Origin of the sequence: Xenorhabdus entomophaga (assembly GCF_037996725.1) — a bacterium.
In the GTDB taxonomy this organism is placed as follows: domain Bacteria; phylum Pseudomonadota; class Gammaproteobacteria; order Enterobacterales; family Enterobacteriaceae; genus Xenorhabdus; species Xenorhabdus khoisanae.
Map to the genome: position 1 here is coordinate 18,775 of NZ_JBBMXH010000031.1, position 23,456 is coordinate 42,230.

Annotated in this window: 22 protein-coding genes and 1 riboswitch; of the genes, 12 read left to right on the plus strand and 10 right to left on the minus strand. The window is 42.3% G+C overall.

The features are described from left to right. Window positions 1-619 precede the first annotated feature (619 nt). Window positions 620-2,647, plus strand: coding sequence for an excinuclease ABC subunit UvrB (gene uvrB, locus AAC854_RS08595; RefSeq protein ID WP_340616728.1), 2,028 nt, complete (start codon window positions 620-622; stop codon window positions 2,645-2,647). Window positions 2,648-2,739: 92 nt separating this feature from the next. On the opposite strand, the gene yvcK is transcribed toward uvrB, so the two are convergent. Further along, on the minus strand, window positions 2,740-3,648 hold the full coding sequence (gene yvcK / locus AAC854_RS08600) for a uridine diphosphate-N-acetylglucosamine-binding protein YvcK (RefSeq protein WP_340616729.1): 909 nt from the start codon (window positions 3,646-3,648) through the stop codon (window positions 2,740-2,742). A 282-nt stretch (window positions 3,649-3,930) separates the two neighbouring features. After that, window positions 3,931-4,087: riboswitch (molybdenum cofactor riboswitch) on the plus strand. Between yvcK and moaA the strand changes: the two genes are divergently transcribed. The 8 genes from moaA to AAC854_RS08640 all read left to right on the plus strand — a co-directional run bounded on the left by moaA (window position 4,077) and on the right by AAC854_RS08640 (window position 10,172). Continuing rightward, a complete protein-coding gene (gene moaA, locus AAC854_RS08605; protein WP_340616730.1) occupies window positions 4,077-5,057 on the plus strand; it encodes a GTP 3',8-cyclase MoaA in 981 nt (326 codons plus the stop codon). Its footprint overlaps the riboswitch before it by 11 nt. 34 nt (window positions 5,058-5,091) lie before the next feature. After that, window positions 5,092-5,571 (plus strand): cyclic pyranopterin monophosphate synthase MoaC, encoded by a 480-nt coding sequence (gene moaC / locus AAC854_RS08610; RefSeq protein WP_340616731.1) that lies wholly within the window; start codon window positions 5,092-5,094, stop codon window positions 5,569-5,571. Beyond that, window positions 5,568-5,813, plus strand: coding sequence for a molybdopterin synthase sulfur carrier subunit (moaD, locus tag AAC854_RS08615; protein ID WP_340616732.1), 246 nt, complete (start codon window positions 5,568-5,570; stop codon window positions 5,811-5,813). The genes moaC and moaD overlap by 4 nt, the downstream gene beginning before the upstream one ends. Before the next feature lie 2 nt (window positions 5,814-5,815). Further along, window positions 5,816-6,271: a molybdopterin synthase catalytic subunit MoaE gene (gene moaE, locus AAC854_RS08620; protein ID WP_340616733.1), complete on the plus strand. Its 456-nt coding sequence runs from the start codon at window positions 5,816-5,818 to the stop codon at window positions 6,269-6,271. A 222-nt stretch (window positions 6,272-6,493) separates the two neighbouring features. After that, window positions 6,494-7,204 (plus strand): Bax inhibitor-1/YccA family protein, encoded by a 711-nt coding sequence (locus AAC854_RS08625; RefSeq protein ID WP_340616734.1) that lies wholly within the window; start codon window positions 6,494-6,496, stop codon window positions 7,202-7,204. 853 nt (window positions 7,205-8,057) lie between these two features. Beyond that, entirely contained in the window at window positions 8,058-8,690 is a 633-nt protein-coding gene (locus AAC854_RS08630) for an alanyl-tRNA editing protein (RefSeq protein WP_340616735.1), read from the plus strand. Window positions 8,691-8,761: 71 nt separating this feature from the next. After that, entirely contained in the window at window positions 8,762-9,532 is a 771-nt protein-coding gene (locus AAC854_RS08635) for a 2OG-Fe(II) oxygenase (protein ID WP_340616736.1), read from the plus strand. A gap of 1 nt (window position 9,533) precedes the next feature. Continuing rightward, on the plus strand, window positions 9,534-10,172 hold the full coding sequence (locus tag AAC854_RS08640; protein WP_340616737.1) for a LysE family translocator: 639 nt from the start codon (window positions 9,534-9,536) through the stop codon (window positions 10,170-10,172). Window positions 10,173-10,385: 213 nt separating this feature from the next. On the opposite strand, the gene AAC854_RS08650 is transcribed toward AAC854_RS08640, so the two are convergent. After that, window positions 10,386-10,976 (minus strand): TetR/AcrR family transcriptional regulator, encoded by a 591-nt coding sequence (locus AAC854_RS08650; RefSeq protein WP_340616738.1) that lies wholly within the window; start codon window positions 10,974-10,976, stop codon window positions 10,386-10,388. Between the two features lie 148 nt (window positions 10,977-11,124). Between AAC854_RS08650 and AAC854_RS08655 the strand changes: the two genes are divergently transcribed. Next, entirely contained in the window at window positions 11,125-12,321 is a 1,197-nt protein-coding gene (locus AAC854_RS08655; RefSeq protein ID WP_340616739.1) for an MFS transporter, read from the plus strand. A 103-nt stretch (window positions 12,322-12,424) separates the two neighbouring features. Here the strand turns inward: AAC854_RS08655 and AAC854_RS08660 are convergent, their stop codons facing one another. From AAC854_RS08660 to AAC854_RS08680, 5 genes are all read right to left on the minus strand, one after another. Further along, entirely contained in the window at window positions 12,425-13,531 is a 1,107-nt protein-coding gene (locus AAC854_RS08660) for an ABC transporter permease (protein ID WP_340616740.1), read from the minus strand. A gap of 12 nt (window positions 13,532-13,543) precedes the next feature. Further along, window positions 13,544-14,704, minus strand: a complete 1,161-nt coding sequence (locus tag AAC854_RS08665) for an ABC transporter permease (protein ID WP_340616741.1) — start codon at window positions 14,702-14,704, stop codon at window positions 13,544-13,546. After that, the gene (locus AAC854_RS08670; protein WP_340616742.1) at window positions 14,701-16,437 is read right to left on the minus strand and encodes an ATP-binding cassette domain-containing protein; all 1,737 of its coding nucleotides are present in this window, start codon (window positions 16,435-16,437) and stop codon (window positions 14,701-14,703) included. The genes AAC854_RS08665 and AAC854_RS08670 overlap by 4 nt, the downstream gene beginning before the upstream one ends. Window positions 16,438-16,446: 9 nt before the next feature. After that, window positions 16,447-17,457: a secretion protein HlyD gene (hlyD, locus tag AAC854_RS08675; protein ID WP_340616743.1), complete on the minus strand. Its 1,011-nt coding sequence runs from the start codon at window positions 17,455-17,457 to the stop codon at window positions 16,447-16,449. A gap of 124 nt (window positions 17,458-17,581) precedes the next feature. Next, window positions 17,582-18,259 carry a transcriptional regulator gene (locus AAC854_RS08680; RefSeq protein WP_340616744.1) on the minus strand — a complete coding sequence of 226 codons (678 nt, stop codon included), beginning with the start codon at window positions 18,257-18,259 and terminating at the stop codon, window positions 17,582-17,584. Window positions 18,260-18,627: 368 nt separating this feature from the next. Here AAC854_RS08680 and rhlE point away from each other — a divergent pair, with 368 nt between their 5' ends. Together rhlE and dusC are read left to right on the plus strand one after the other, a co-directional pair. Further along, complete coding sequence (gene rhlE, locus AAC854_RS08685; RefSeq protein ID WP_340616745.1) at window positions 18,628-20,031, plus strand: ATP-dependent RNA helicase RhlE; 1,404 nt, start codon at window positions 18,628-18,630, stop codon at window positions 20,029-20,031. A 3-nt stretch (window positions 20,032-20,034) separates the two neighbouring features. Then, on the plus strand, window positions 20,035-20,967 hold the full coding sequence (gene dusC, locus AAC854_RS08690) for a tRNA dihydrouridine(16) synthase DusC (RefSeq protein WP_340616746.1): 933 nt from the start codon (window positions 20,035-20,037) through the stop codon (window positions 20,965-20,967). Window positions 20,968-20,992: 25 nt separating this feature from the next. On the opposite strand, the gene AAC854_RS08695 is transcribed toward dusC, so the two are convergent. The 3 genes from AAC854_RS08695 to AAC854_RS08705 form a co-directional block, all read right to left on the minus strand. Next, a complete protein-coding gene (locus AAC854_RS08695; protein WP_340616747.1) occupies window positions 20,993-21,130 on the minus strand; it encodes a hypothetical protein in 138 nt (45 codons plus the stop codon). A 158-nt stretch (window positions 21,131-21,288) separates the two neighbouring features. Beyond that, window positions 21,289-22,227 (minus strand): hypothetical protein, encoded by a 939-nt coding sequence (locus AAC854_RS08700; RefSeq protein WP_340616748.1) that lies wholly within the window; start codon window positions 22,225-22,227, stop codon window positions 21,289-21,291. A 163-nt stretch (window positions 22,228-22,390) separates the two neighbouring features. Further along, window positions 22,391-23,329 carry a hypothetical protein gene (locus AAC854_RS08705; protein ID WP_340616749.1) on the minus strand — a complete coding sequence of 313 codons (939 nt, stop codon included), beginning with the start codon at window positions 23,327-23,329 and terminating at the stop codon, window positions 22,391-22,393. Between the last annotated feature and the right edge of the window lie 127 nt (window positions 23,330-23,456).

The following is a 23,456-nucleotide window of genomic DNA, read 5'->3' on the forward strand; positions in this document are numbered from 1 at the left end:
AAATTTAGTTTCTCTATATAAAAAATACCTTATTTCAACAATGATTGCGCTATTTTTGAACAAAAAATAGCGTAACCCAATTCTAAAATAGAATAAAAATTTCCTATTATTGGAGAATTTTATAAACAAGGGTGACTCCGCAACCTCCCATGCCCAATAGGGTTTGCTGAGTTATCCACTATTCCTGTGGATAACCCTGTGTATTAGTTTTAGACAAGTATGCTGACGCAAGATAATACGCGGCTTGCGCAAGATTTGCTGTTATTCTCTCCTTGATTTTTTTTGTTATAAAGATCAAATCATTAAATAAAAGCAATCCATTTTTGTCTTCCTTTGTCATTCGGTGCTTTATCATTTCAGTAGCTAATACAAAAATATAAAAAAGCAAGATCATTATCTGGGGATAAAAATAGTCACGACTAATGTTAAACAAAGGTTAATATCACCCTGCGATAAATTATGGTTTCTCGCTACTGCAACTCTTTAGCCTTCCCCTTAAAATAAAAACAACATTATTTTACTAACTTACTTGAAGCTGGTTTTTTATCCAGTATTATAAAGGCGTTTTGTTTGTGTACAGATAGGCATGGGGGCTTGTGCACATGATTGTGGGGGAAAAATGAGCAAAGAAACAAGCAAGGCATTCAAGTTACATTCTGATTTCAGACCTGGAGGTGATCAGCCTTCGGCTATCAACCAATTACAGGAAGGGCTGGAAGATGGTTTAGCCCATCAGACACTGCTGGGGGTAACAGGCTCAGGTAAAACGTTCACGGTAGCCAATGTTATCGCAAACTTGAATCGACCAACCATGATCCTCGCACCCAATAAGACACTGGCAGCGCAACTTTATAGCGAAATGAAAGTGTTTTTCCCTGAGAATGCAGTGGAATATTTTGTTTCCTATTATGATTACTATCAGCCGGAAGCTTATGTGCCAAGCTCTGATACCTTTATCGAAAAAGATGCGTCGGTGAATGAGCATATCGAGCAGATGCGTCTATCGGCAACAAAAGCTTTACTGGAACGACGTGATGTCGTTGTGGTGGCTTCCGTCTCCGCAATTTATGGTCTGGGTGATCCTGATAGTTATCTGAAAATGATGCTTCACTTAACTAATGGTATGTTGATTGACCAGCGAGCGATTTTACGCCGTTTGGCAGAGTTGCAATATACCCGTAATGATCAGGCGTTCCAGCGTGGGACATTCCGTGTACGTGGTGAGGTGATTGATATTTTCCCCGCAGAGTCGGACGAACATGCGTTGCGTGTTGAATTGTTCGATGATGAAGTCGAACGCCTTTCCCTGTTTGATCCGCTGACAGGTCAGGTGCAGTACAATGTGCCGCGTTATACCATCTATCCTAAAACACACTATGTGACACCGCGTGAACGTATCCTTCAGGCAATGGAAGAAATAAAGGTTGAGTTGGATCAACGGCGTAAAATGTTGCTGGAATCAGGTAAGCTGTTGGAAGAGCAACGTATCACTCAGCGAACACAATTCGATCTCGAAATGATGAATGAGTTAGGATATTGCTCCGGCATTGAAAACTACTCTCGTTATCTGTCTGGTCGTTCCGCAGGTGAACCCCCTCCAACATTGTTTGACTACCTTCCGGCGGATGGTTTGCTGGTGGTGGATGAATCCCACGTGACTATTCCACAGATTGGCGGCATGTACCGCGGGGATCGTTCCCGCAAGGAAACGCTGGTGGAATATGGTTTTCGCTTGCCATCAGCACTGGATAACCGTCCGTTACGGTTTGAAGAATTTGAAGCGCTGGCACCACAGACCATTTATGTTTCAGCAACCCCCGGTCGTTATGAATTGGAAAAATCGGGCAACGAAGTGGTTGAACAGGTTGTACGCCCGACCGGGCTGATTGATCCTGAAGTTGAAGTTCGCCCTGTATCGACTCAAGTGGATGACTTACTGTCGGAAATCCGTATCCGGGCAGCGAAAAATGAGCGAGTACTGGTCACCACACTCACCAAGCGAATGGCGGAAGATTTAACTGAATATTTAGAAGAGCATGGTGAACGAGTCCGTTATCTCCATTCCGACATTGATACGGTCGAACGTGTGGAGATTATCCGTGATCTTCGTTTAGGTGAATTTGATGTCTTGGTTGGTATTAACTTGCTTCGGGAAGGTTTGGATATGCCTGAAGTTTCTCTCGTGGCGATTTTAGATGCTGATAAAGAAGGGTTCCTGCGTTCAGAACGATCCCTGATCCAGACTATTGGTCGCGCCGCACGTAACCTGCATGGTAAGGCGATTTTATACGGTGACAAAATCACAGACTCTATGGCGAAAGCGATTGAGGAAACAGAACGCCGTCGTGTCAAACAGCAGGCATTTAATGAAGAACACGGTATCGTGCCGAAAGGGCTGAACAAAAAAGTCGGTGATATTCTGCAAATTGGTCAGCCAGCCCACGGTAAAGGAAAAACCAAAGGAAAAGGCAAAGCTGCTCTGGGCGCGGATGATTACCATAAACTGCCGGCGAAAGAGTTGGAAAGCAAAATCCGTGAACTGGAAGATAAAATGTATCAACATGCGCGGGATCTGGAATTTGAACAGGCGGCCCATATTCGTGATCAGGTACAGACATTGAGGGCGCAATTTATTGCTAATTCCTGAGTAACCTATTTGTAGTACCTGAATAGGCGGTAACCAGACGAAATAAATACCTTAATGATGGAGAGTGAATAATATCTCTCTCCATCTGCCTGTTAACCCAATCTTTGCAAGGTGTGCTCGATTGCTTGTCGTAATAACTCGCGATCATGACGATAGGGAATATCCTGCGCTTCCAAAACTTGCTGCGTTACAATCCGGTCACTGAAGGGGCTGATATCAGTGCGAGGGCCGACAATAAGCGCATTAATCATTTTGCGGCCGATTCTGTTTTCCATGATTTCAAGTTTATCTTTTAACGATAATTCGGCCGCTGCATGGCTGAGTTCTCTCCCCAAATTACCGATATAGATCATGTTTGCGTTGCTGCGGCGCAGGGATTGGGTTAAGTCATCCAATAATAGCAACGGCATCAGGCTGGTCAAAAAACTACCGGGACCAATTAAAATTAAATCTGCTTGTTCAATGGCATCCAGCGCTTCTTTAGTCGCGTTAACCCGGGGATAGAGTAAAAGCTCTTTCGGCACACAATTGAGTTGATCGATATTCACTTCGCCATATACGGTATTGCCTTGATCATCTATCGCCATTAAATCAACCGATTGTTCAGACATAGGGATCAGATGAGCATTGACTTTCAGTAGACTACGGATCAGGTTAATCGCCTCAAGAGGGCGGACACTTAAATGATCCAGCGCCTTTAGCATCAAATTACCCAGATTATGGCCAGCCAGTTCACCATTGCCGCTGAAGCGATACTCAAACATAGCGGAAGCAATGGTCGGCTCTGTGATTAACTGATTGAGGCAATTGCGCATATCCCCCCATGCTATTCCTCCTTCCGAGCGTCGTATTCTGCCGGTTGATCCTCCATTATCGGTTGTGGTGACAATACCGGTCAGGCGGGTACCGAGAGAGGAAAGGGAAGACATAACGCGTCCAAGTCCATGGCCGCCACCAAGGGCGACAACGCGATCCAAATCAGCTAATGTGCGGTTTCGCATAGAGTTCCTGTTACTGACTAAACGTAGAGGGCTTTAATAAATCTCATATAATTTATCATAAAATATAAGGCTTTCAGCAATTGCTGTGATTTTGTGCTATTTCCTGTCTGATATTTTTTGCGGAACGCGTAGAAATACAACAGAAACCTGATGTTATGGGTTTTATCTAACTCGTTGTATAGTAAGGTATATATCGATGTGTGGATTAGCTTTTTGTTATCTTAGGCGTTAGAATCCTCAACGAGCATATTGTTACTTACATAATTTTTCACATAAATTTTTAACTGATATTAACTCCTAGCCTCTGTGTCTAAGTCGTTGTCCTATCACATGGATACCACATTGATATGATGCTCTGGCCGTGGCTCCTGAGTCACCAGGATGTAAGGTAGAAATGCCCTCATCTCCCGTACTTGGAAGGTGTTATTGTGGAACAACTTATAGATGTATTCTCGCGCAAATTTTATTATTTGAGATTATCTATTACGGATGTGTGCAATTTCCGTTGCACATATTGCTTGCCTGATGGATATCGGCCGCATGGCCATAAATCATTTCTTTCCCTACCGGAAATTCGTCGCGTCAGCCGCGCATTTGCTGAACTTGGTACAGAAAAAATCCGACTGACCGGAGGAGAGCCAACGATGCGGCGTGATTTTTGCGATATTATCGCGACAGTTCATGAAAACCCACAAATCAGAAAAATTGCGGTCACAACCAATGGTTACCGAATGGAGCGCGACGTATCCCAATGGAAAGAGGCAGGGTTGACAGCGATTAACGTTAGCATGGATAGCCTTGATCCCCGTCAATTTCATGCCATTACTGGTCAGGATAAATTTTTTCAGGTAATGCGTGGCATTGATGCAGCTTTTGAAGCCGGGTTTAACACAGTGAAAGTCAATGCAGTGTTGATGAAGAATGTCAATGATATCAACCTGCCTGCTTTTTTAGACTGGATTAAACATCGTCCGATCCAATTACGATTCATTGAGTTGATGGAGACAGGGGAAGGTAGTGACATCTTCCATCGCCATCACCTTTCTGGCGACGTTATTCGCAACCAACTACTGCAACAAGGCTGGCAACAACAACAACGAGAGCGCAGTGACGGGCCGGCTCAAGTTTTTCACCATCCCGATTATCAGGGTGAAATTGGTCTTATCATGCCCTATGAAAAAGATTTTTGCCTAAGTTGTAACCGGTTGAGGGTATCTGCGATTGGTAATCTTCACTTGTGTTTATTTGGAGAACAAGGCATTCCGCTGCGTGATTTATTGTCTGATGATGCCTCTCTTGATGCTCTGAAACTACGGATTCAGGGCGGCTTGCGCCATAAGCGTGAGACTCACTTTCTGCATCAGGGGGACAGTGGTATCACTCCCAACCTCTCTTTTATTGGTGGTTAACTTAACTGCAAAACTCATTTTTCAGGAGTAAAGAATGTCCCAACTAACCCATATCAATACTGCGGGTGAAGCTCATATGGTGGATATTTCCGCCAAGTCAGAAACAGTGCGTGAGGCGCGCGCAGAAGCATTCGTTGAAATGCGGCCTGAAACATTGGCTATGATTGTTGCCGGTGATCATCATAAAGGAGACGTGTTTGCCACGGCCCGTATTGCAGGTATTCAGGCTGCAAAACGAACCTGGGAATTAATCCCGCTTTGCCATCCGTTGTTGCTGAGTAAAGTGGAAGTTCAATTGGAAGCTCAAACTGAGCACAATCGTGTCAGGATCGAATCTTGTTGCCGTTTGACCGGGAAAACAGGCGTGGAGATGGAAGCACTGACAGCGGCATCAGTGGCTGCCTTGACGATTTATGACATGTGCAAAGCGGTGCAAAAAGATATGGTTATCGGGCCGGTGCGTTTGCTGGAAAAAAGCGGTGGTAAATCAGGAAATTTTAGGGTGGAAGCATGATAAAAGTACTCTTTTTCGCTCAAGTCCGTGAGTTGGTGGGAACAGATTCACTTGAATTGCCGAATGACTATCCCACTGTAGCTTATCTTCGTCAGGCATTGATTGAAAAAGGCGAGAGATGGGCGTTGGCATTGGAGGAAGGTAAACTGCTGGCTGCCGTCAATCAATCATTTGTCCATGTTGAACACCCTTTGAATGATGGCGATGAGGTGGCTTTCTTCCCACCTGTCACGGGAGGTTGAGAATGGAAAACCTCCGCATCAGTGTCCAACAGGAGATATTTAATGTTGGTGATGAATACCAATGGCTCTCGCAGTGTGATGAGGATGGTGCTGTTGTGACCTTTACAGGGAAAGTTCGCAACCATAATCTGGGCGATAGTGTGAAGACACTGACGCTGGAACATTATCCGGGTATGACAGAAAAGATGTTGCAGGTTATTGCTGATGAAGCCCGTCAACGTTGGTCACTACAACGTATCAGTATTATTCATCGCGTTGGTGAATTGTACCCGGGAGATGAAATTGTATTTGTTGGTGTTACCAGTTCTCACCGTAGCACGGCTTTTACTGCGGCTGAATTCATCATGGACTATCTGAAAACCAAGGCACCATTCTGGAAAAAAGAGTCTTTTGCCAAAGGTGAACGTTGGGTAGAAACAAGAAAGAGTGATGAAGATGCGGCAAATCGTTGGGCATAACACCCTGACTAAAATCACTTTTAACAACGCATTGAAACAGTGGGTGGTAGCTTATTCTGTGAGTTATCTTGAAAACCGGGTAGATAAATAATATGTCACTGAAATTGCCATTAATTGGCGGATGGTTTTATTAATGTTCTATGCTAATGTATAAGTTTTGAATAGATTGTTTATTTTTAAACATTCTTAATCCCTAAACATTGTCATGAAAAGGTAATCGTCATGGACCGATATCAACGTTCTAATGGTTCGATTGTCCAGAAAACTGGTTCTGGTATACAAACTTACATGGCACAAGTCTACGGCTGGATGACTTGTGGCTTGTTATTAACTGCATTTGTCGCATGGTATGTAGCAAATACACCTGAAATTTTATATGCCATCTTCAGTAACTCCATTGTTTTCTATGGCTTGATCATTGCACAGCTTGCATTGGTGTTTGTGCTGTCTGGTTTGGTACATAAAATGAGTGGGGCGCTGGCGACAGGGCTGTTTATGCTGTATTCCATGCTGACGGGACTCACGCTCTCCAGTATCTTTGTGGCTTATACCACCAGCTCTATTGCCAGCACATTCGTGGTTTCAGCGGGTATGTTTGGTGCGTTGAGTGTTTACGGTTATACCACCAAGCGTAGCTTGAGCGGTCTGGGTAGTTTCCTGTTTATGGGGCTGATTGGCATCATTCTGGCTTCTTTGCTAAACATCTGGCTGAAAAGCCCGGCACTGATGTGGGCAATCACTTATATCGGTGTTGTTATTTTTGCAGGTCTGACCGCATATGATACCCAGAAACTGAAAGAAATGGGTGAACAAATCGATGTTAATGATAAAGAGAATATGCGCAAATATTCTATCACTGGCGCACTGACTCTGTATCTGGACTTCATTAACCTGTTCCTGATGTTGCTGCGTATTTTGGGTGACCGTCGGTAATTGCTGATATCCAATTTATCTTTAATAAAAAACCCTGCTTTGGCAGGGTCTTTTTATATTAAAGATATGGAAATGACATATGTTATTGAGGAGTGGGGAAAGTAAAATCTATATATTCACTAAATTCTATTTTCAAATAATTTATTCTGATCTATTAAGTACTAACTTTTTGATTATATAGGGAAACTGCTCTTTTTGAAATTGATAACTGTTTATCAACCACATGCCATTTTGACATTTTCTTTTTGATAATTTGATAATTTGATAATTTGATAGTTTGATTTTTATTAACTATTTGTATTAATTGAAAATTGCAATGATCTCAGTAAGTTGGATTTAGTGTTTTTGACTCTTGTATGCAGGGTAACCGCGTGAACGTTTTATAAACACGGTTAGTGTGGAAATAATACAAAAATTGATTTAATTTAAAGCAAATTAACACATGTCATGATTAGAGTAGCTTAAATTACATTCACTCTGTTTTTTTATTTGAGCACTCATGTGGTTGCCCTACCATTGTATATACTTAATTTTGTGGAATTTTAAATTAAAATAACTTGATTTATTTATAATGTTTTATGATATATTGCTTTTCTATATTTATTAAATTTAATGAGGTATTTGAATATAGTTTACCTATTCAATTAGCATGCTGATTATTTTGAGTTATATCTATCAGTGTATATGGTACTAATTCATCTTAGTTAAAGCTTTCATGTTTAGGCCTGCTTTTTTATTGCAGGTAAATATCTCTATTTACCTGTTGTTAGAAGTGAATATCAATTTTTGGAATACTTATGTTTATTGGTTTTATTAAATGAAACTAGATTACTATAATAACGTAGGGTGATATATGGCAGAGCGTATTTATTTGTCCAGCCAGACTCTGGTTGCTGATATTGAAGTCATTGATTGTATTCCCCGTGAAGATGAACGTTATTCTATTCGGTTGAAATCTACGATATTTCATCCTCAGGGAGGTGGCCAGCCTAGTGATATTGGTTGGCTCAATGATGTAGAAGTAGTTCATGTCTCAGAAGAAAATGGCGAGATCATCCATCTGACTACAAAACCTGTGCCATTGGGAAACGTTTTTGCCCGCATTGATGGTGATCGTCGTCAATTACATTCCCGCTTACATTCTGCTGGGCATCTTATTGGCCATGTTGGTGAGCTTGCAATGTGGCGGCCAATTAAAGCCCATCATTGGCCGGGTGAGAGTAAAGTGGTCTTCAAACCAGAAGCAGGTGCTAAAAATGTGTCGGTAGAGGACATCCAAATAAGTTGTGAATATTACGTTACGCAGGATTTACCCTGCAATATCACACTGCGGGATGATGGGTTTCGGGAAGTCAGCTTTGGTCATTTTACGCCTTATCCTTGTGGGGGAACTCACGTGGCATCTCTGGGGAAACTGAAGGGTATTAAGATACAAACAGTGCAGATCAAGAAAGGTAACTTAACGGTTTATTACGATATTGCCTGATTGTTTCCGGTATTAGGTGGATAACAATATTTTTCTGATAATTATTGGTAATGGAAAAGAAGAAGTAAAATATGATTATAGAAACTAATTGCCTTGATGCTACATGTATAGAAAAACTTGCTAATCAAAAAGCTCTAGCTATTCGAGTGAAGAACTTTATTCCTAGTGATCTGGCGATGCAACTGGGTGAAAAAATATTGGGACAGGGATTTGAACACTACCTGAATGCACCTAGCGTTGGGCGGATTGGAATGGCATTTTATGAGGCAGAAAATAAACCATTACGTATGGTGGATTATTTTGAAAGTGTATTTAAAAATATTGAGGATCTGCGGCAACGTTGTTCACCTTATCAAGCTCCAATAGATACATTGAGATGTGTTCTGGATGAGATTTGGCCTGCTGGAGCCCAACTTGAAACACTTTATGGCAAAAAAATGTATGTAGGATTATCAAGGGTAGTTAGACCTGGTGTGACCTTCCTCGCTCATCACGATATTTTTGCCAAAGATGCTCCAGATAGTTTTAGAGCTAAGAGTTTATTGGCACAGTTTGCAGCTAATGTTTATCTTGCCATGCCTAATCAAGGTGGAGCCTTACAGCTTTGGAAAGATGAACTTTCTCCTGAAGAGTTTGATGCTATGCGTGGTGATAATTATGGTATTGAGCCTTCTTTGCTTGGCAAGCCAACACTGGAGATTCAGCCAGAAATCGGTGAGCTGTTGCTCTTTAATTCCAGATGTATGCACTCTGTGAGTGCCGGTGCAGACGATTTGCGTTTAAGTTTGTCATGCTTTATTGGTTATCGCGGTTCAGCGAATCCGCTGTCATTTTGGAGTTGATATGTTACATCACTATTGGAGTGAATTTTTAGGATTAGCAGTGATTCATTTTTTAGCGGTAGTGGCACCAGGCCCGGATTTTGCGGTTACTATACGGCAGAGTGTACGGTTTGGTCGCTGGGCTGGGATATGTACGGCAGTAGGTATAGGGGCTGGGATATCGGTTCATGTTATTTATACATTGGTAGGTATTAGTGCACTGATGCATACCACTCCGTGGTTGATGGAGCTGGCAAAACTAGTAGGAGGAATTTACATCATTTGGATTGGCATCAATTTTATTAGGAGTAAACCTGCCGATCCGACTGCTTTAGAAACTGGGGGAGGCGGACAGGTTCTGCAAAGTAGATGGAAAGCATTTCTGATGGGATTCATGACAAATGCGACTAATCCCAAAGCCACATTGTTCTTTTTAGCTGTCTTTACAACGGTGGTAAGTAGTAGTACGCCGATATCGGTACAAATCATTTATGGGGTATGGATGTGTGTGGTTAATGCTTTATGGTTTGTATTGGTCAGTATAATTTTTTCCAATTTTATGATTAGACAAAAATTTATACAAAAGGGCTATTGGTTCGAACGAGTTATGGGATTAATCTTGATCGGATTTGCTATCAGACTGTTGTTTATATCTGTATAAAACTTGATACCGTAATGGCTGTTCAAGGAGGGCAACAGCCTCTCGGTTGTCAAAGTTGGGGGCAAAATAAAAATCAGTATATCGCCACTATCCACGTTGGTTTAAATATGAATTATGAACCGATGAAATATTGGGTTAACGGGGCATTAAAAAAACAACTAAACTGCCAACCGCAGATGTGCAAACGTAATAATCTGTATTTCTTGCATTAATTTATGTCTTATGCAATCCATCCAATAAAGTATCAAGGGCGTTTAAAGCCTCAGATAACGCAGTATCAGGATGCTCGTTTTTAGCAATCCATAAAGCGGTATCCATCAATCCTCCGTTGATTAGGCGAGCTAAAATCTCTGGAGAAGTAGAAGCGATTTGGCCTTTGTCCATTAATGTGCTTAACATTGTGGCGATTGCAGTGATGCATTGTAATCTGGCAGTTTGTAATTGTTCGGCATCTAAAACAGATGATGAATCACATAAGACAATCTGCTGTATTTCTGGCTCAATAGCCATTTTCAAATAGGCATGACACCGATTAGTGAATGCTGTCCAGATATCCGTTTCATGTATTGAAATTTCTGTCAGGCGGGCATCCATTTCAGCATCAATTTGTTGCAGCACAGCCAGAAACAATCCTTTCTTATCGCCGAAATGATGATATAGCGCACCTCGTGTCATTCCTGCTTCGGCTGTCAAATCATCCATAACAGTACTGGCATACCCTACAGTGCCAAATTGTCGGCGTGCAGTTGCAATTAATTTTCGTCGGGTTTCTTCAATCATTTCAGATCTGGGTCTACGGGTCATATCACGACTCCAAATTTATATTGTCAGGTTTTTATACTTGACATACACAATGTATGTCAAGTAACTTAACATACGTCACGTATGTAAGTGTTTTGAGAGCCCATGATTTTATAACTCTGCTGATTTCATACATTACTCAGGAATATTTATGGCTAATCCATATAAAGAATTGTTTAGTATGCCCGGTGCATTAGCATTTTCTGTGGCTGGATTGATTGCTCGCATGCCAATTTCGATGACGGGAATCGGTATTATTACCATGCTTTCGCAATTGCGAGGATCTTATTGGATTGCCGGTACTGTGGCCGCAACTTTTACTTTTTCCATGGCAATATTGGCTCCACAAATTTCACGCATGGTAGATCGTTTTGGTCAAAGTTTCGTATTGCCTTACGTGACTGCACTTAGTGTTATTTCGATGTTTATCCTATTACTTTGCACTCATTTTCAGGCTCCGGATTGGACATTATTTGTTTTTGCTGCGTTATCGGGAGGTATGCCGAGTATGCCCGCGATGATTCGGGCAAGGTGGACTGAAATCTATCGAGGTGATCCACGTCTTCATACCGCTTTTTCTTTTGAAACTGTTTTGGATGAACTTTGTTTCATTATTGGCCCGCCGGTTTCTGTTGGATTAAGTGTAGTTGTAGCACCAGAAGCAGGGCCATTGGTTGCGGCAATTTTATTAGCGATTGGGGTAACGGCTTTTGTATTACAAAAAAGAACAGAGCCGCCCGTGTATCCACATTTAACTGAAAATACAGGTTCTGTCTTGAAAATGCCTTCGGTACAAATATTGATTTTGTCCCTAATTGCACTGGGTACAATTGTGGGTACGATTGATGTTATCAGTGTAGCTTTCGCCGAACGGCAAGGGCAGGCAGCGGCTGCAAGTTTTGTTTTATCGGCCTATGCTATTGGTTCTTGTTTGGCGGGTTTAGTATTTGGCGCAGTTAAAATAAATATTCCTTTACCGCGTATGTTTATGTTTGCAGCACTGGCGACAATGCTGACGACCGTACCACTTTTGCTGGTTTACGATGTTTTGACACTTGCTGCGGTAGTGTTTGTTTCTGGTTTGTTTTTTGCTCCAACCATGATCATTGCGATGGGGTTAGTGGAAAGTATAGTGCCTTCCCGCAACTTGACAGAAGGCTTAACCTGGATGGTAACAGGGTTAGGTATAGGTGTTGCGCTGGGAGCTTCGCTTTCGGGATGGGTAGTTGATGAAATGGGCATTCAGGCCGGATTTATTGTCACATTAAGCGCTGGTATTATCGTATTATTGGCCGCTTCTTGTGGTTATCGGTTGATACAACGTCATATTTCCCAGTTAACAACCTGAAATCACTCTTCGCACGGCTCAATGCCTTTCTGAGAGAATGAAATATTGGGGAAAGAGAACATAATTTATCACTGTCCTGCTCTCTTTCCTATTTGCGTTTTTATCAAGCAATCTTACTTCGAAACAGCCGATAAGCGATTCCACCAGTCGTTGTAGTAATAACCAATAAAGGCCATAAATTCGGCCAAATGACAGATAAATCTGCCCCTTTCAAATAAATCTGTTTGGTAATATCAGTAAAATGCCGAATTGGGTTAATCCATGTGATATCTTGTAACCAGACAGGCATATTCTCGACCGGGGAAATGTACCCGGAAAGTAAAATCGCAGGCATCATAAATACAAACACGCCGATAAATGCCTGTTGCTGGGTGGAGCAAACCGCAGAAATCAGCAACCCGAAACCAACCAGAGATAATCCATAAATCAACATGCAGCCATAAAATAGCAACAATGAACCTGCGAAGGGGATTTGATAACACAGAATCCCAATCAGCAAAACAATGGTTGCCTGCATAGTAGCGACGACCAATGCCGGAATGGCTTTGCCAAGGAAAATTTGCCATGTCGCTAATGGAGAAACCAACAATTGATCCAGCGTTCCCTGTTCCCGTTCACGTGCGACAGACAAAGCCGTGACGATCAGAACGCCAATCGTGATAATCATGGCAACCAGTGATGGCACGACAAACCACTTATAATCCAAATTGGCGTTGTACCAGTTACGGATGATTAGCTCACTGTTATTGAAACCAGAGGCATTCCCCAATAACTGTTTCTGGTAATCCATCACAATTTGCTGAATATAGTTGGCGGCAATCTGAGCACTATTTGAATTACGCCCATCCAGCAAAACTTGAATTGATGTCGGATTATGGCTGGCAATGTTGGCACTGAAATTCTGAGGAAAACGCACTAACAACAGCGCCTTGCGGTTATCCAGTGTAGGACGGATTTCTTGCGAACTGGTGAGCAGAATAACATCAGGAAATGCTTTCGATTTTGCCAGCCGTTGAGTTAATTCAATCGAAGCTTGTCCCTTATCTTCGTTATAAATAGCAATAGTGGCATTTTTGACTTCCAGCGTTGCTGCCCATGGAAATAAAATCATTTGCAGAATTACGGGCAAAATCAAAATATTCCGTGTTTGCGGCTCTCTCAGGAGAGACTGCAACTCTTTCATGATTAGCGTATACAAGCGATGAAACATGCTCTTTCCTTTTTAATCCAGATGCCGACGAGTTTTCCACGCAGTCAAGCCAATAAAAACGATAGAGCTGGCAATCAGCAGGAGCAGGTTTGTGATTAATACCGTACCGATGTTACCCGCCAGAAAGAGTGTTTGTAGGCCACTGACAAAATAGCGTGCGGGGACGATATAAGTCGAAGCCTGAATAAGCACCGGCATACTGTCTATTTCGAAAACAAAGCCAGACAACATAATGGCAGGTAAAAAAGCGGCGTTAAGGGAAATCATCGCTGCATTGAACTGGTTGCGTGTCAGAGTTGAGATCAATAGCCCCATGCCCAAGGCAGTGGCAAGATAGAGGCTGGAGACTAACGCCAATATCCAGAGTGAGCCACGATAAGGAACATCCAGTACAAAAACCGTGAATATCATGCAAAGCACCATGACAAAAGAGCCTAAGACTTGATAGGGCAATAACTTGGCGAGCAATAATTCGGTTCGGGTGACTTGGGTTGAAAGTAATGCTTCCATAGTTCCGCGTTCCCATTCACGGGCAACTACGAGTGAAGTGAGGATGGCACCGACTACGGTCATGATAATGGAAACTGCGCCGGGAATGAGGAAGTGTCGGCTAATAGCCGCCGAATTGAACCAATAGCGGATTTGCGTATCTATCAATGGCGTGGTTGAGACACCCCGATTCTGGCCCCGCTGCTGGATCCAGATTTGCCAGATACCTTTGGTATAACCCTGAACAAAGTTGGCGGTATTGGGTTCACTGCCATCAGTAATGACCTGAATAGGTGCATGGCTGTCCGCGCGGGCAAGTTGGGCATCAAAATTTACCGGAATGACGATGATGCCCCGGATTTGGTTCTCCTGCATTTTCTTGATTAAGAAGTGGCGATTATCGCTGATGGTGGCATCAATATAAGGCGAGCCCGTAAATGCGTGAACTAATTCACGGGCATCTTCGCTTTGCTGCTCCATCAGAATACCGAGGCGAAGTTTGCTGGAATCAAGGTTTATGCCATAGCCAAAAATAAATAACAGCATCAGCGGGATCACTACTGCAATCAACGCACTACTGGGATCACGGATAATCTGTTTAGTTTCCTTGATGCAGAGGGCGTTCAATCGACGCCATGAGAAATTGACGGCTTTCTGGGATGCTGCATGTTCAGAACGGCTCATTGTGGCTCCTTATCGTAATTCACCACGAGATCGATAAACGTATCTTCCATCGAAGGGTTAGGCCGCTCATCCGTAGCGACCAATTGTTTCAGCTCGTCAGGGGTTCCGGCTGCAATCAATTTTCCCCGGAATACCAACCCGATACGGTCACAGTATTCTGCTTCCTCCATAAAGTGGGTTGTTACCATCACGGTAACCCCTTTATCGACCATGCCATTGATATGGAGCCAAAATTCGCGGCGGGTCAGCGGATCGACACCGGAAGTGGGTTCATCCAGAAACAGAATGTCAGGCTCGTGCATCAATGCACAGGAAAGGGCAAGGCGTTGTTTAAAACCGAGTGGAAGACTATCTGTTTTTTGTTGCAAGATTGGCCCAAGATTGAATGCCTGAATCATATCTGACATTTTTTCTTTCTGATGCCGGCCTTTCAGCCCGTAAACACCGGAGAAAAATTTAAGATTCTGCTCAACTGTCAGGTTGCCATAGAGCGAGAATTTCTGAGCCATATAACCAAGGCGTTGGCGCGCCTTGCCTGAGCTGGTTTTTAAATCCATCTTCAGAACCAGTGCCTTACCGGAAGTGGGGAGCATCAACCCGCACATCATCTTAAAGGTTGTGGATTTTCCGGCGCCATTTGGTCCTAACAGACCAAAAATTTCCCCGCGTTTCACCTGAAAATCCACATCATCAGTGGCGGCAAAATCCCCAAATTTCTTAGTCAGGTTACAGGCTTCTATCACGGTTTCTGTCGGATTGGGCGGGATCTGAGGCATTATTTCAGCCAATTCGGAACGATGGGGCGGGCCGCCGCCCAGTAAATCGATAAAAGCATCTTCGAAACGCGGTTCGGCCTCAAGAATATTGGCTTCGGATAGCCCCATTTGTTGGAGTAAGGCGTTTTTATCTGCTTCTTCTTTCAAGATTAAACGAACATATCTTCCTTGAATCACGCCATCAGTCACTTGGGGCAGGATGAGGGCATGTTGGAGCGTTTTGCGTCGGTCGCCCTGCTTAACATCGAGTAAAAAAGATCGTCCGGCAATATTCTGAGTCAAATTTTGTGGCTGACCGCGATAGAGCAACTCACCCCGGTTCATTAGCAAAACATCACGACATAACTCGGCTTCATCCAAATAAGAGGTACTCCATAGGATAAGCATACCTTCGGAAGCGAGTTCATGTACCATCTGCCATAATTCACGGCGGGCGATAGGGTCAACACCCACGCCCGGTTCATCAAGTAACAGAACTTTCGGGCTACCCAGTAAAGTACAGGCAAGCCCCAGTTTTTGTTTCATGCCGCCGGACAATTTTCCCGCCAGACGTCCAGTAAAACGGGTTAAATCCGTAAAGGTGAGTAATTTTTGAAATGTAGCTTTGCGCTCCTCGCCAAGTACACCACGTAAATCGGCATATAAGGTGAGATTCTCCATGACAGTCAAATCTTCATACAGACCGAATTTTTGCGGCATATAGCCGAGTTCAGAACGGACCTGGACACTATCTTTGATGGGATCAAGCCCCATAATTTCAATATTGCCGCTATCAGGCTTCAATAATCCGGCCAGCATGCGTATCAACGTGGTTTTTCCTGCGCCATCAGGGCCGACAAGCCCTGTGACAGATCCGCCCTGAATTTCTGCCTGTAGATGTGAGACAGCAGGGGCGTCCAATCCTGGAAAAATTTTCTCCACGCCGTTCAGTTTGATCGTATAAGCTGAACTGCTCATGTTATCGCCTTACTTATTGTTGGCTTCAGTAGAATTTGTACCAGCAAAATGCAGGGTAACGGGCATTCCTTGTTTCAGCCCTTCATCAGGATCAAGAACAATAACCCGCAGACGATAAACTAAATCCGTTCTTAAATCGGGAGTTTCGACATTTTTGGGAGTAAATTCAGCGGTTGGAGAAACAAAGCCGATTTTGCCGTGATAGGGCTGATTTTTCCGTCCATCGGTATAAATCAGAATTTCCCGCCCTGCGGTAGCCTGATTCAGATTAGGTTCATCAATATACGCCCTGATCCAGACAGGTTTGGTGAGTGACAGAGTAAAAACCGTATTTCCGGCCGCCAGCATTGTACCCGGCTCAATGGCTCTGGTCAGAATAACACCTGCTGATGGTGAAGTGAGTTGGGTATCTTTCAGATTGAGTTCAGCTTGTGCAACCGCCGCTTCTGCTTGGCTAAGCTGGGCTTTGGCGGCGATAATTTCTTCTATGCGATAACCGGTTTCAAATTGGCGCAATTTATCTTTTGCTGCCTGATAAGCGGCCAATGCCTGGTTTCGTCCGGTTTTGGCATTTTCCAGATCATTGGCTGAGATAGTTTTACTTTGCCACAATCCCTGCTGGCGTTTCAGGAAACTATCGGCAAAGCGGAATGCCGATTCTTTCTGAGCCACCTCTGCACGCACTTGGGAGATTTCCTCAGTGCGGTAACCCGCTTCTGCTTTGGCAAGATTTGCCTTGGCGACATCCCGGGCGGCTTTGGATTGATTCAAGGCATTAATAAAGGGAGCATCATCAAGATGGCCGAGTGTCTGTCCCGCAGTAATGGCATCACCTTCATCCACTTGCAGTTCAGCCAGCTTACCTGTAACCCGGAAACCAAGATTAACCGTTCTGACATCGACATTGCCATACAGGGTCAGTTCCCTGCCATTTTGTTCCTGATAATAATAGGTGCCAACAATAGCACCGATAACAACAATGAGCGCCAATAGGGCAAGAGCAAACTTTTTACTGTTCATACTATCCCTTATGCCTTGTTCAATTTATACCCTTATCTTTCAAAGGATTAAGCTGTCATTTGAAGTTTATCGGGTATGCATATTTTTGAGTCTATAACGATTTGTTGCTGTAATTCTTGTTGCCTTATTTTTTTCGTAACCCTTCAAGCAATAAGTTGATGTGTTGAGACAAGACTTGGTTAATTAACTCATATTCTTTAGTGCCAATATTATCCCAGCCTGTTTGGCGCAATAAGGCTTCCCGTGCCAGACGGAAAGAAAGAATCTCCCCTAATAAGGCGTGAGTGTGGATTTGGGTTGAAATCTCACGTTCGTCAGCGCCGATATAATTGGCGATTAACTTATTGATACGGGAATAAATCGGGGCCAGCCCTTGTTCATGCATGACACTGTAAGCTTCTGTTGGCGTCAGTTGTTCATGTGACATGATGCGGCTGATATTGATACTGCTTTTCTCGAAAATCAGGCGGTTGTAGCTAACCATGCCTTGATGAATAAATTCCAGAATTTTTTCTTGTGGATAGGGTTTCGGTGTTTCGGCAAAAAAACGGTCAATTGATTCAATTAACGCGGAAAATTCCGATTTCAGCTTATCGGCGATATGTTGCACGACAGCGAGGTATAGTCCTTCTTTAGAACCAAAATAGTAGGCAATGGCCGCGATATTTTGTTGCGCGTGTTGGGCAATGTTGCGAGTCGTGGCACCATCCAGACCTGATTTACCAAAAATTTCTATTGCTGATTCAAGAAGTGGCTGTTTGGCTTGTTCGCCTCGTGATGTCTGAGCCGTCTTCGCTGCCATGTTAAAAGATATCCTGTTATAAAGAAAAAGAATTGCCGGGAGTGTCGTAAATATATCAATCGTATGATTGACTTTAAGACTAAAGTAAGTTGATGTAAAGTTGACACAAACTGTCTTTTTAATAGACATCTATAAAAAATAATTTTCCTATTTTTGGTCAATACTCGTAAGTGGGCGCTTTCAATGAAATTTCGTGCCAATTATTAGCTTTTCAGGGCTGTTTGAAATCATATATCTGTTATAATGCCGCGCTTATGGTACATCGCAGTTTGTGTAATTTCTTTGCGTTTTAACGCGTCTGTTTTCTTCCCATAAAACTGCCCCTGAATTGATATCAGGAATGGTGAAGTCTGGAGCATTTCTTATTTATGAATTTTGAGTCACTCGGCTTGAAGGCTGATATTTTGCGTGCCGTTGAAGAACAAGGCTACGCGGAACCTACCCCTATTCAGCAACAGGCCATTCCTGTTGTGTTATCTGGTAAAGATCTGCTGGCCAGTGCCCAGACCGGTACCGGAAAAACAGCAGGGTTTACCTTACCTATTCTGCAACTTTTGAGTGAATCCCCGATTCAGACAAAAGGCCGTCGTCCGATCAGAGCACTGATTCTGACACCGACACGAGAATTGGCGGCGCAGGTTGGCGAAAATGTACGTAATTACAGTAAGTATCTCAAATTACGCTCATTCGTGGTGTTTGGTGGAGTCAGTATTAACCCGCAGATGATGAAACTGCGTGGTGGGGTGGATATTCTGGTGGCAACACCGGGGCGTTTGCTGGATCTGGAACACCAGAATGCCGTTGATCTCTCCCACGTTGAAATCCTGATTTTGGATGAAGCTGACCGTATGTTGGATATGGGTTTTATCCATGATATCCGACGTGTATTGAATAAACTGCCGGCAAAACGCCAAAACTTACTCTTTTCCGCAACTTTTTCTGATGACATAAAGAGCCTTGCCAATAAGTTGCTGCATAATCCGGTGAGTGTAGAAGTCGCGCGTCGTAACTCTGCATCTGAACAGATTGATCAATCAATCCATTTTGTAGATAAAAACCGCAAAGGCGAATTGCTCTCTTACATGATAGGCAAGCAGAACTGGCAGCAGGTTTTGGTATTTACCCGTACCAAACATGGTGCAAATCGACTGGCGGAACAACTGAATAAAGATGGTGTGACTGCTGCCGCGATCCACGGTAACAAAAGTCAGGGGGCGAGAACCCGTGCACTGGCTGATTTCAAAACAGGGCAGATTCGTGCATTAGTAGCAACGGATATCGCTGCCCGTGGCTTGGATATCGACCAATTGCCATATGTGGTCAATTATGAATTGCCAAACGTGGCAGAAGATTATGTTCACCGAATTGGCCGTACTGGCCGTGCGGATGCAACCGGACAAGCGATATCGCTGGTATGTGTTGATGAGCATAAGCTTCTGAAAGATATTGAACGGCTATTGAAGCGGGAAATTCCACGCATTGCTATTCCGGGCTATGAGCCAGATCCTTCTATCAAGGCTGAGCCAATCCAAAACGGGCGTAACAGCCGTGATAATAGTCCCCGTAGAAATAATGCCCGTGGTAATGGCTTCCGCGACAATCACTCACATAGCGAACAACCCCGTAGCCAACGTAGAAATGGCAAGCAGGGTCAATCCTCAAAACATCAGGCTACCCAAAATGGTGAACGCCCACGCAGCCAAGGAACCCCATCGGGTCAGCGGCGTCAGCGAACCACAAAAGCATCGCGTTCCCCGGTATCGGGACAGTAATTGATGCGCGTTTTGCTGGCTCCTATGGAAGGTGTTTTGGATTCTCTGGTGAGGGAACTGTTGAGTGAAGTCAACGATTACGACCTTTGCGTCACAGAATTCCTGCGAGTGGTTGACAGCTTACTACCGGTAAAATCTTTTTACCGGTTGTGCCCTGAGTTGCATCATCAGAGTCGTACACCATCGGGAACTCCAGTCAGGATTCAACTTTTGGGACAGTATCCAGAATGGTTGGCAGAAAACGCAGCCAGAGCAGTTGAATTGGGATCTTGGGGGGTTGACCTAAACTGCGGCTGTCCTTCCAAAGCGGTAAATGGCAGCGGAGGCGGTGCGACTTTACTGAAAGATCCCGAATTTATCTACAGCGGCGCGAAAGCCATGCGTGAAGCCGTACCTGCACATTTACCAGTGACGGTAAAGGTGCGTTTGGGGTGGGATTCTGATGCACGTCAGTTTGAGATTGCCGATGCCGTACAGCAGGCAGGAGCAACAGAATTAGTCGTGCATGGTCGAACCAAGGAAGATGGTTATAAGGCAGAACGCATTAATTGGGAGGCGATTGGCGAGATTCGTCGTCGTCTCTCCATTCCTGTGATTGCCAATGGGGAAATCTGGGATTGGCAGAGTGCTCAGGAATGTATCAAAATCACAGGATGTGACGCCGTGATGATAGGGCGTGGTGCACTGCATATGCCAAACTTGAGTCGGGTCATCAAATATAACGAGCCAAGAATGCCGTGGAGCGATGTGCTCAAATTACTGCAAAACTACACTTATTTGGAAAAGCAGGGAGATACGGGGTTGTATCATGTTGCCCGTATCAAGCAATGGCTGGGGTATTTGCGCAAAGAATATGAGGAAGCAGATCTGTTATTTATGCAGGTCAGGGCATTAAAAACATCGACCGAGATCGCCAGTGTTATCTTGTTCAAATAAAAGAAAGGGGAATTTTAATAAATACTCAATTTTTATCATCAATTAAATCAATAAAACCCTCTGAGTTTATTTGTTCTTTATCCAGTATACCAATATTTTCCTTCAAAAGAGGACCGCAAATAGTTGACATTCGTGTTAATTTAACTTCATTACTCTTAGCCATACAAAACCAACCCCGTATAACAATTTAACATAAATAAATCAACCAATTAAAATATAATTTTTTAACTCTTAAAGATAACACCGAGATAATTGTAATATTCTTGATGCTATCTTTTATGAAATAAAAATATAACTAACTATATTAATATTTTCCAACTATCATTTAGGGTCAGTAGCTCGTTTCGGTGGACCAAGCCTATCCAATTCAGCTAAAATTGCTGAGATCTGTTGCTCCCAATCCGTTGGTTTTCTTTGCTTACGAAACCACGGTAATCGCTCTTGACGTTTAAAATCTACAGAACTGACAGCCTCTTTTCCTTGTAATAAATATTTTGCAACAAATGCCAATAAATATTTTTTGCTTATTACATCATCTATTAGGTTAGGAATACGGGGTTCAAAAGCATAGATCATCAGTTTGTTATTTTTGTCAAATCCATAAACTTTTAAATACAGAACATCATAGAGATGGACAACATCGACTTGTGAGTAACGCGCAACATACATTCTTCCCCTATGCCATGTATAAAATAGTTGCTTTTCCCGATCAATAGCAAGAGGGGATAGTTTTCGAATTAAAGAAAATACCCATAAATGAATTAAAATCATTGTAATAGAAAATAGGAGAAATCCACCATCTAATAATAAATTTTTTCGAACTCTAGATTTTTTATAAAAACCATTGTCCATATAACGAATATGAAAGTATTGAAAAAAAGAGATACTCTTTGCATCAGCAATATACTTATATGGTTCAAGAAAATCTGGTAACTTTGGATTTAAATGAAATTCATCTCCATACTTTTTCTTGGTGCGAATAACAGTTTCCAAATAACTTTCCTCATTCGCTTTCCATGTATTCATAACATCATTAATAAAAAAACAAAACCCTAATAAAAAACCGGCTAAAGAAGCAAGTAAAATCTTTTCACGATAGTTACTCCTGCCATATCGTATTTCACATTTTTTATCATCTATTAACTCAATAAAACCCTCTGTTTTTATTTTCTCTTTATCCAGCATGTCAATATCTTCATTCAGGAAAGGATCGCAAGCAGTTGACAATCGTGATAATTTAATTTTGTTATCCTTAGTCATACAAAATAACCCCATATAACAATTTGATATAAATAATAAAGTAACGATTTATAATATGATTTCTGAAACTTTAAAATTAGCACCGAGATAATTGTAATATTCTTCGGTGCTATTTTTTCTGAAATAAAAATATAACTCACTATATTAATATTTTTTACAACTATTATCTCGGATCAGTAGCTCCTTTTGGTGGACCAAGTCTATCTAATTCAGCTAAAATTGCTGAAATCTGTTGCTCCCAATCCGTTGGTTTTGAATTTTTACGGAAAGGAAATATTGTTGATTGACGTTTAAAATCCACTGAACTGACGGATTCTTTTCCTTGTATCAGATATTTTGCAACAAATGCCAATAAATACTTTTTGCTTATTATATCATCTATCAGGTTAGGAATACGGGGTTCAAAAGCATAAATCATCAGTTTGTTATTTTTGTCAAATCCATACACTCTTAAATACAAAACATCGTAGAGATGAACAACATCGATTTGTGAGTAACGCGCAACATACATTCTTCCCCTATGCCATGTATAAAATAGTTGCTTTTCCCGATCAATAACAAGAGGGGATAGTTTTCGAATTAAAGACAACACCCATAAATGAATTAAAATCATTGTAATAGAAAATAGGAAAAAGCCACCATCTAGTAACAAACCTTTTCGGGCTCTCGATTTACCGTAAAAACCACTATCAGTATAAAGAATATGAAAATATTGAGAAAAAGAAATGTTCTTTGCATCAGCAATATACTCATAAGCTTTATAATAATCTGGCAATTTAGGGTTTAGATAAAAATTTTCCCCATATTTATCTTTGATGTTACTAACAATTCTTAAATTAATCCTCTCATTAGCTTTCCATGATGTAATGTAATCATCAATAAAAAAGAAAAAACCTAATAAAAAACCGGCTAAAGAAGCAAGCAAGATCTTTTCCCGATAATTACTCCTTCCATATCGTATTTCACATTTTTTATCATCTATTAACTCAATAAAACCCTCTGTTTTTATTTTCTCTTTATCCAGCATGCCAATGTCTTCATCCAGGAAAGGATCGCAAGCAGTTGACAATCGTGATAATTTAATTTTGTTATCCTTAGTCATAAAAAACAATCTCATATAAGTCCTCAAGAGAAATTAATTGCAAATTTGTTGCCATAACTTCCCAATAACGTATTTAGCTCATGCTCCATTGTCTCTTTAGTCCAAGTGATAAAGCGTCGCCAGTGGT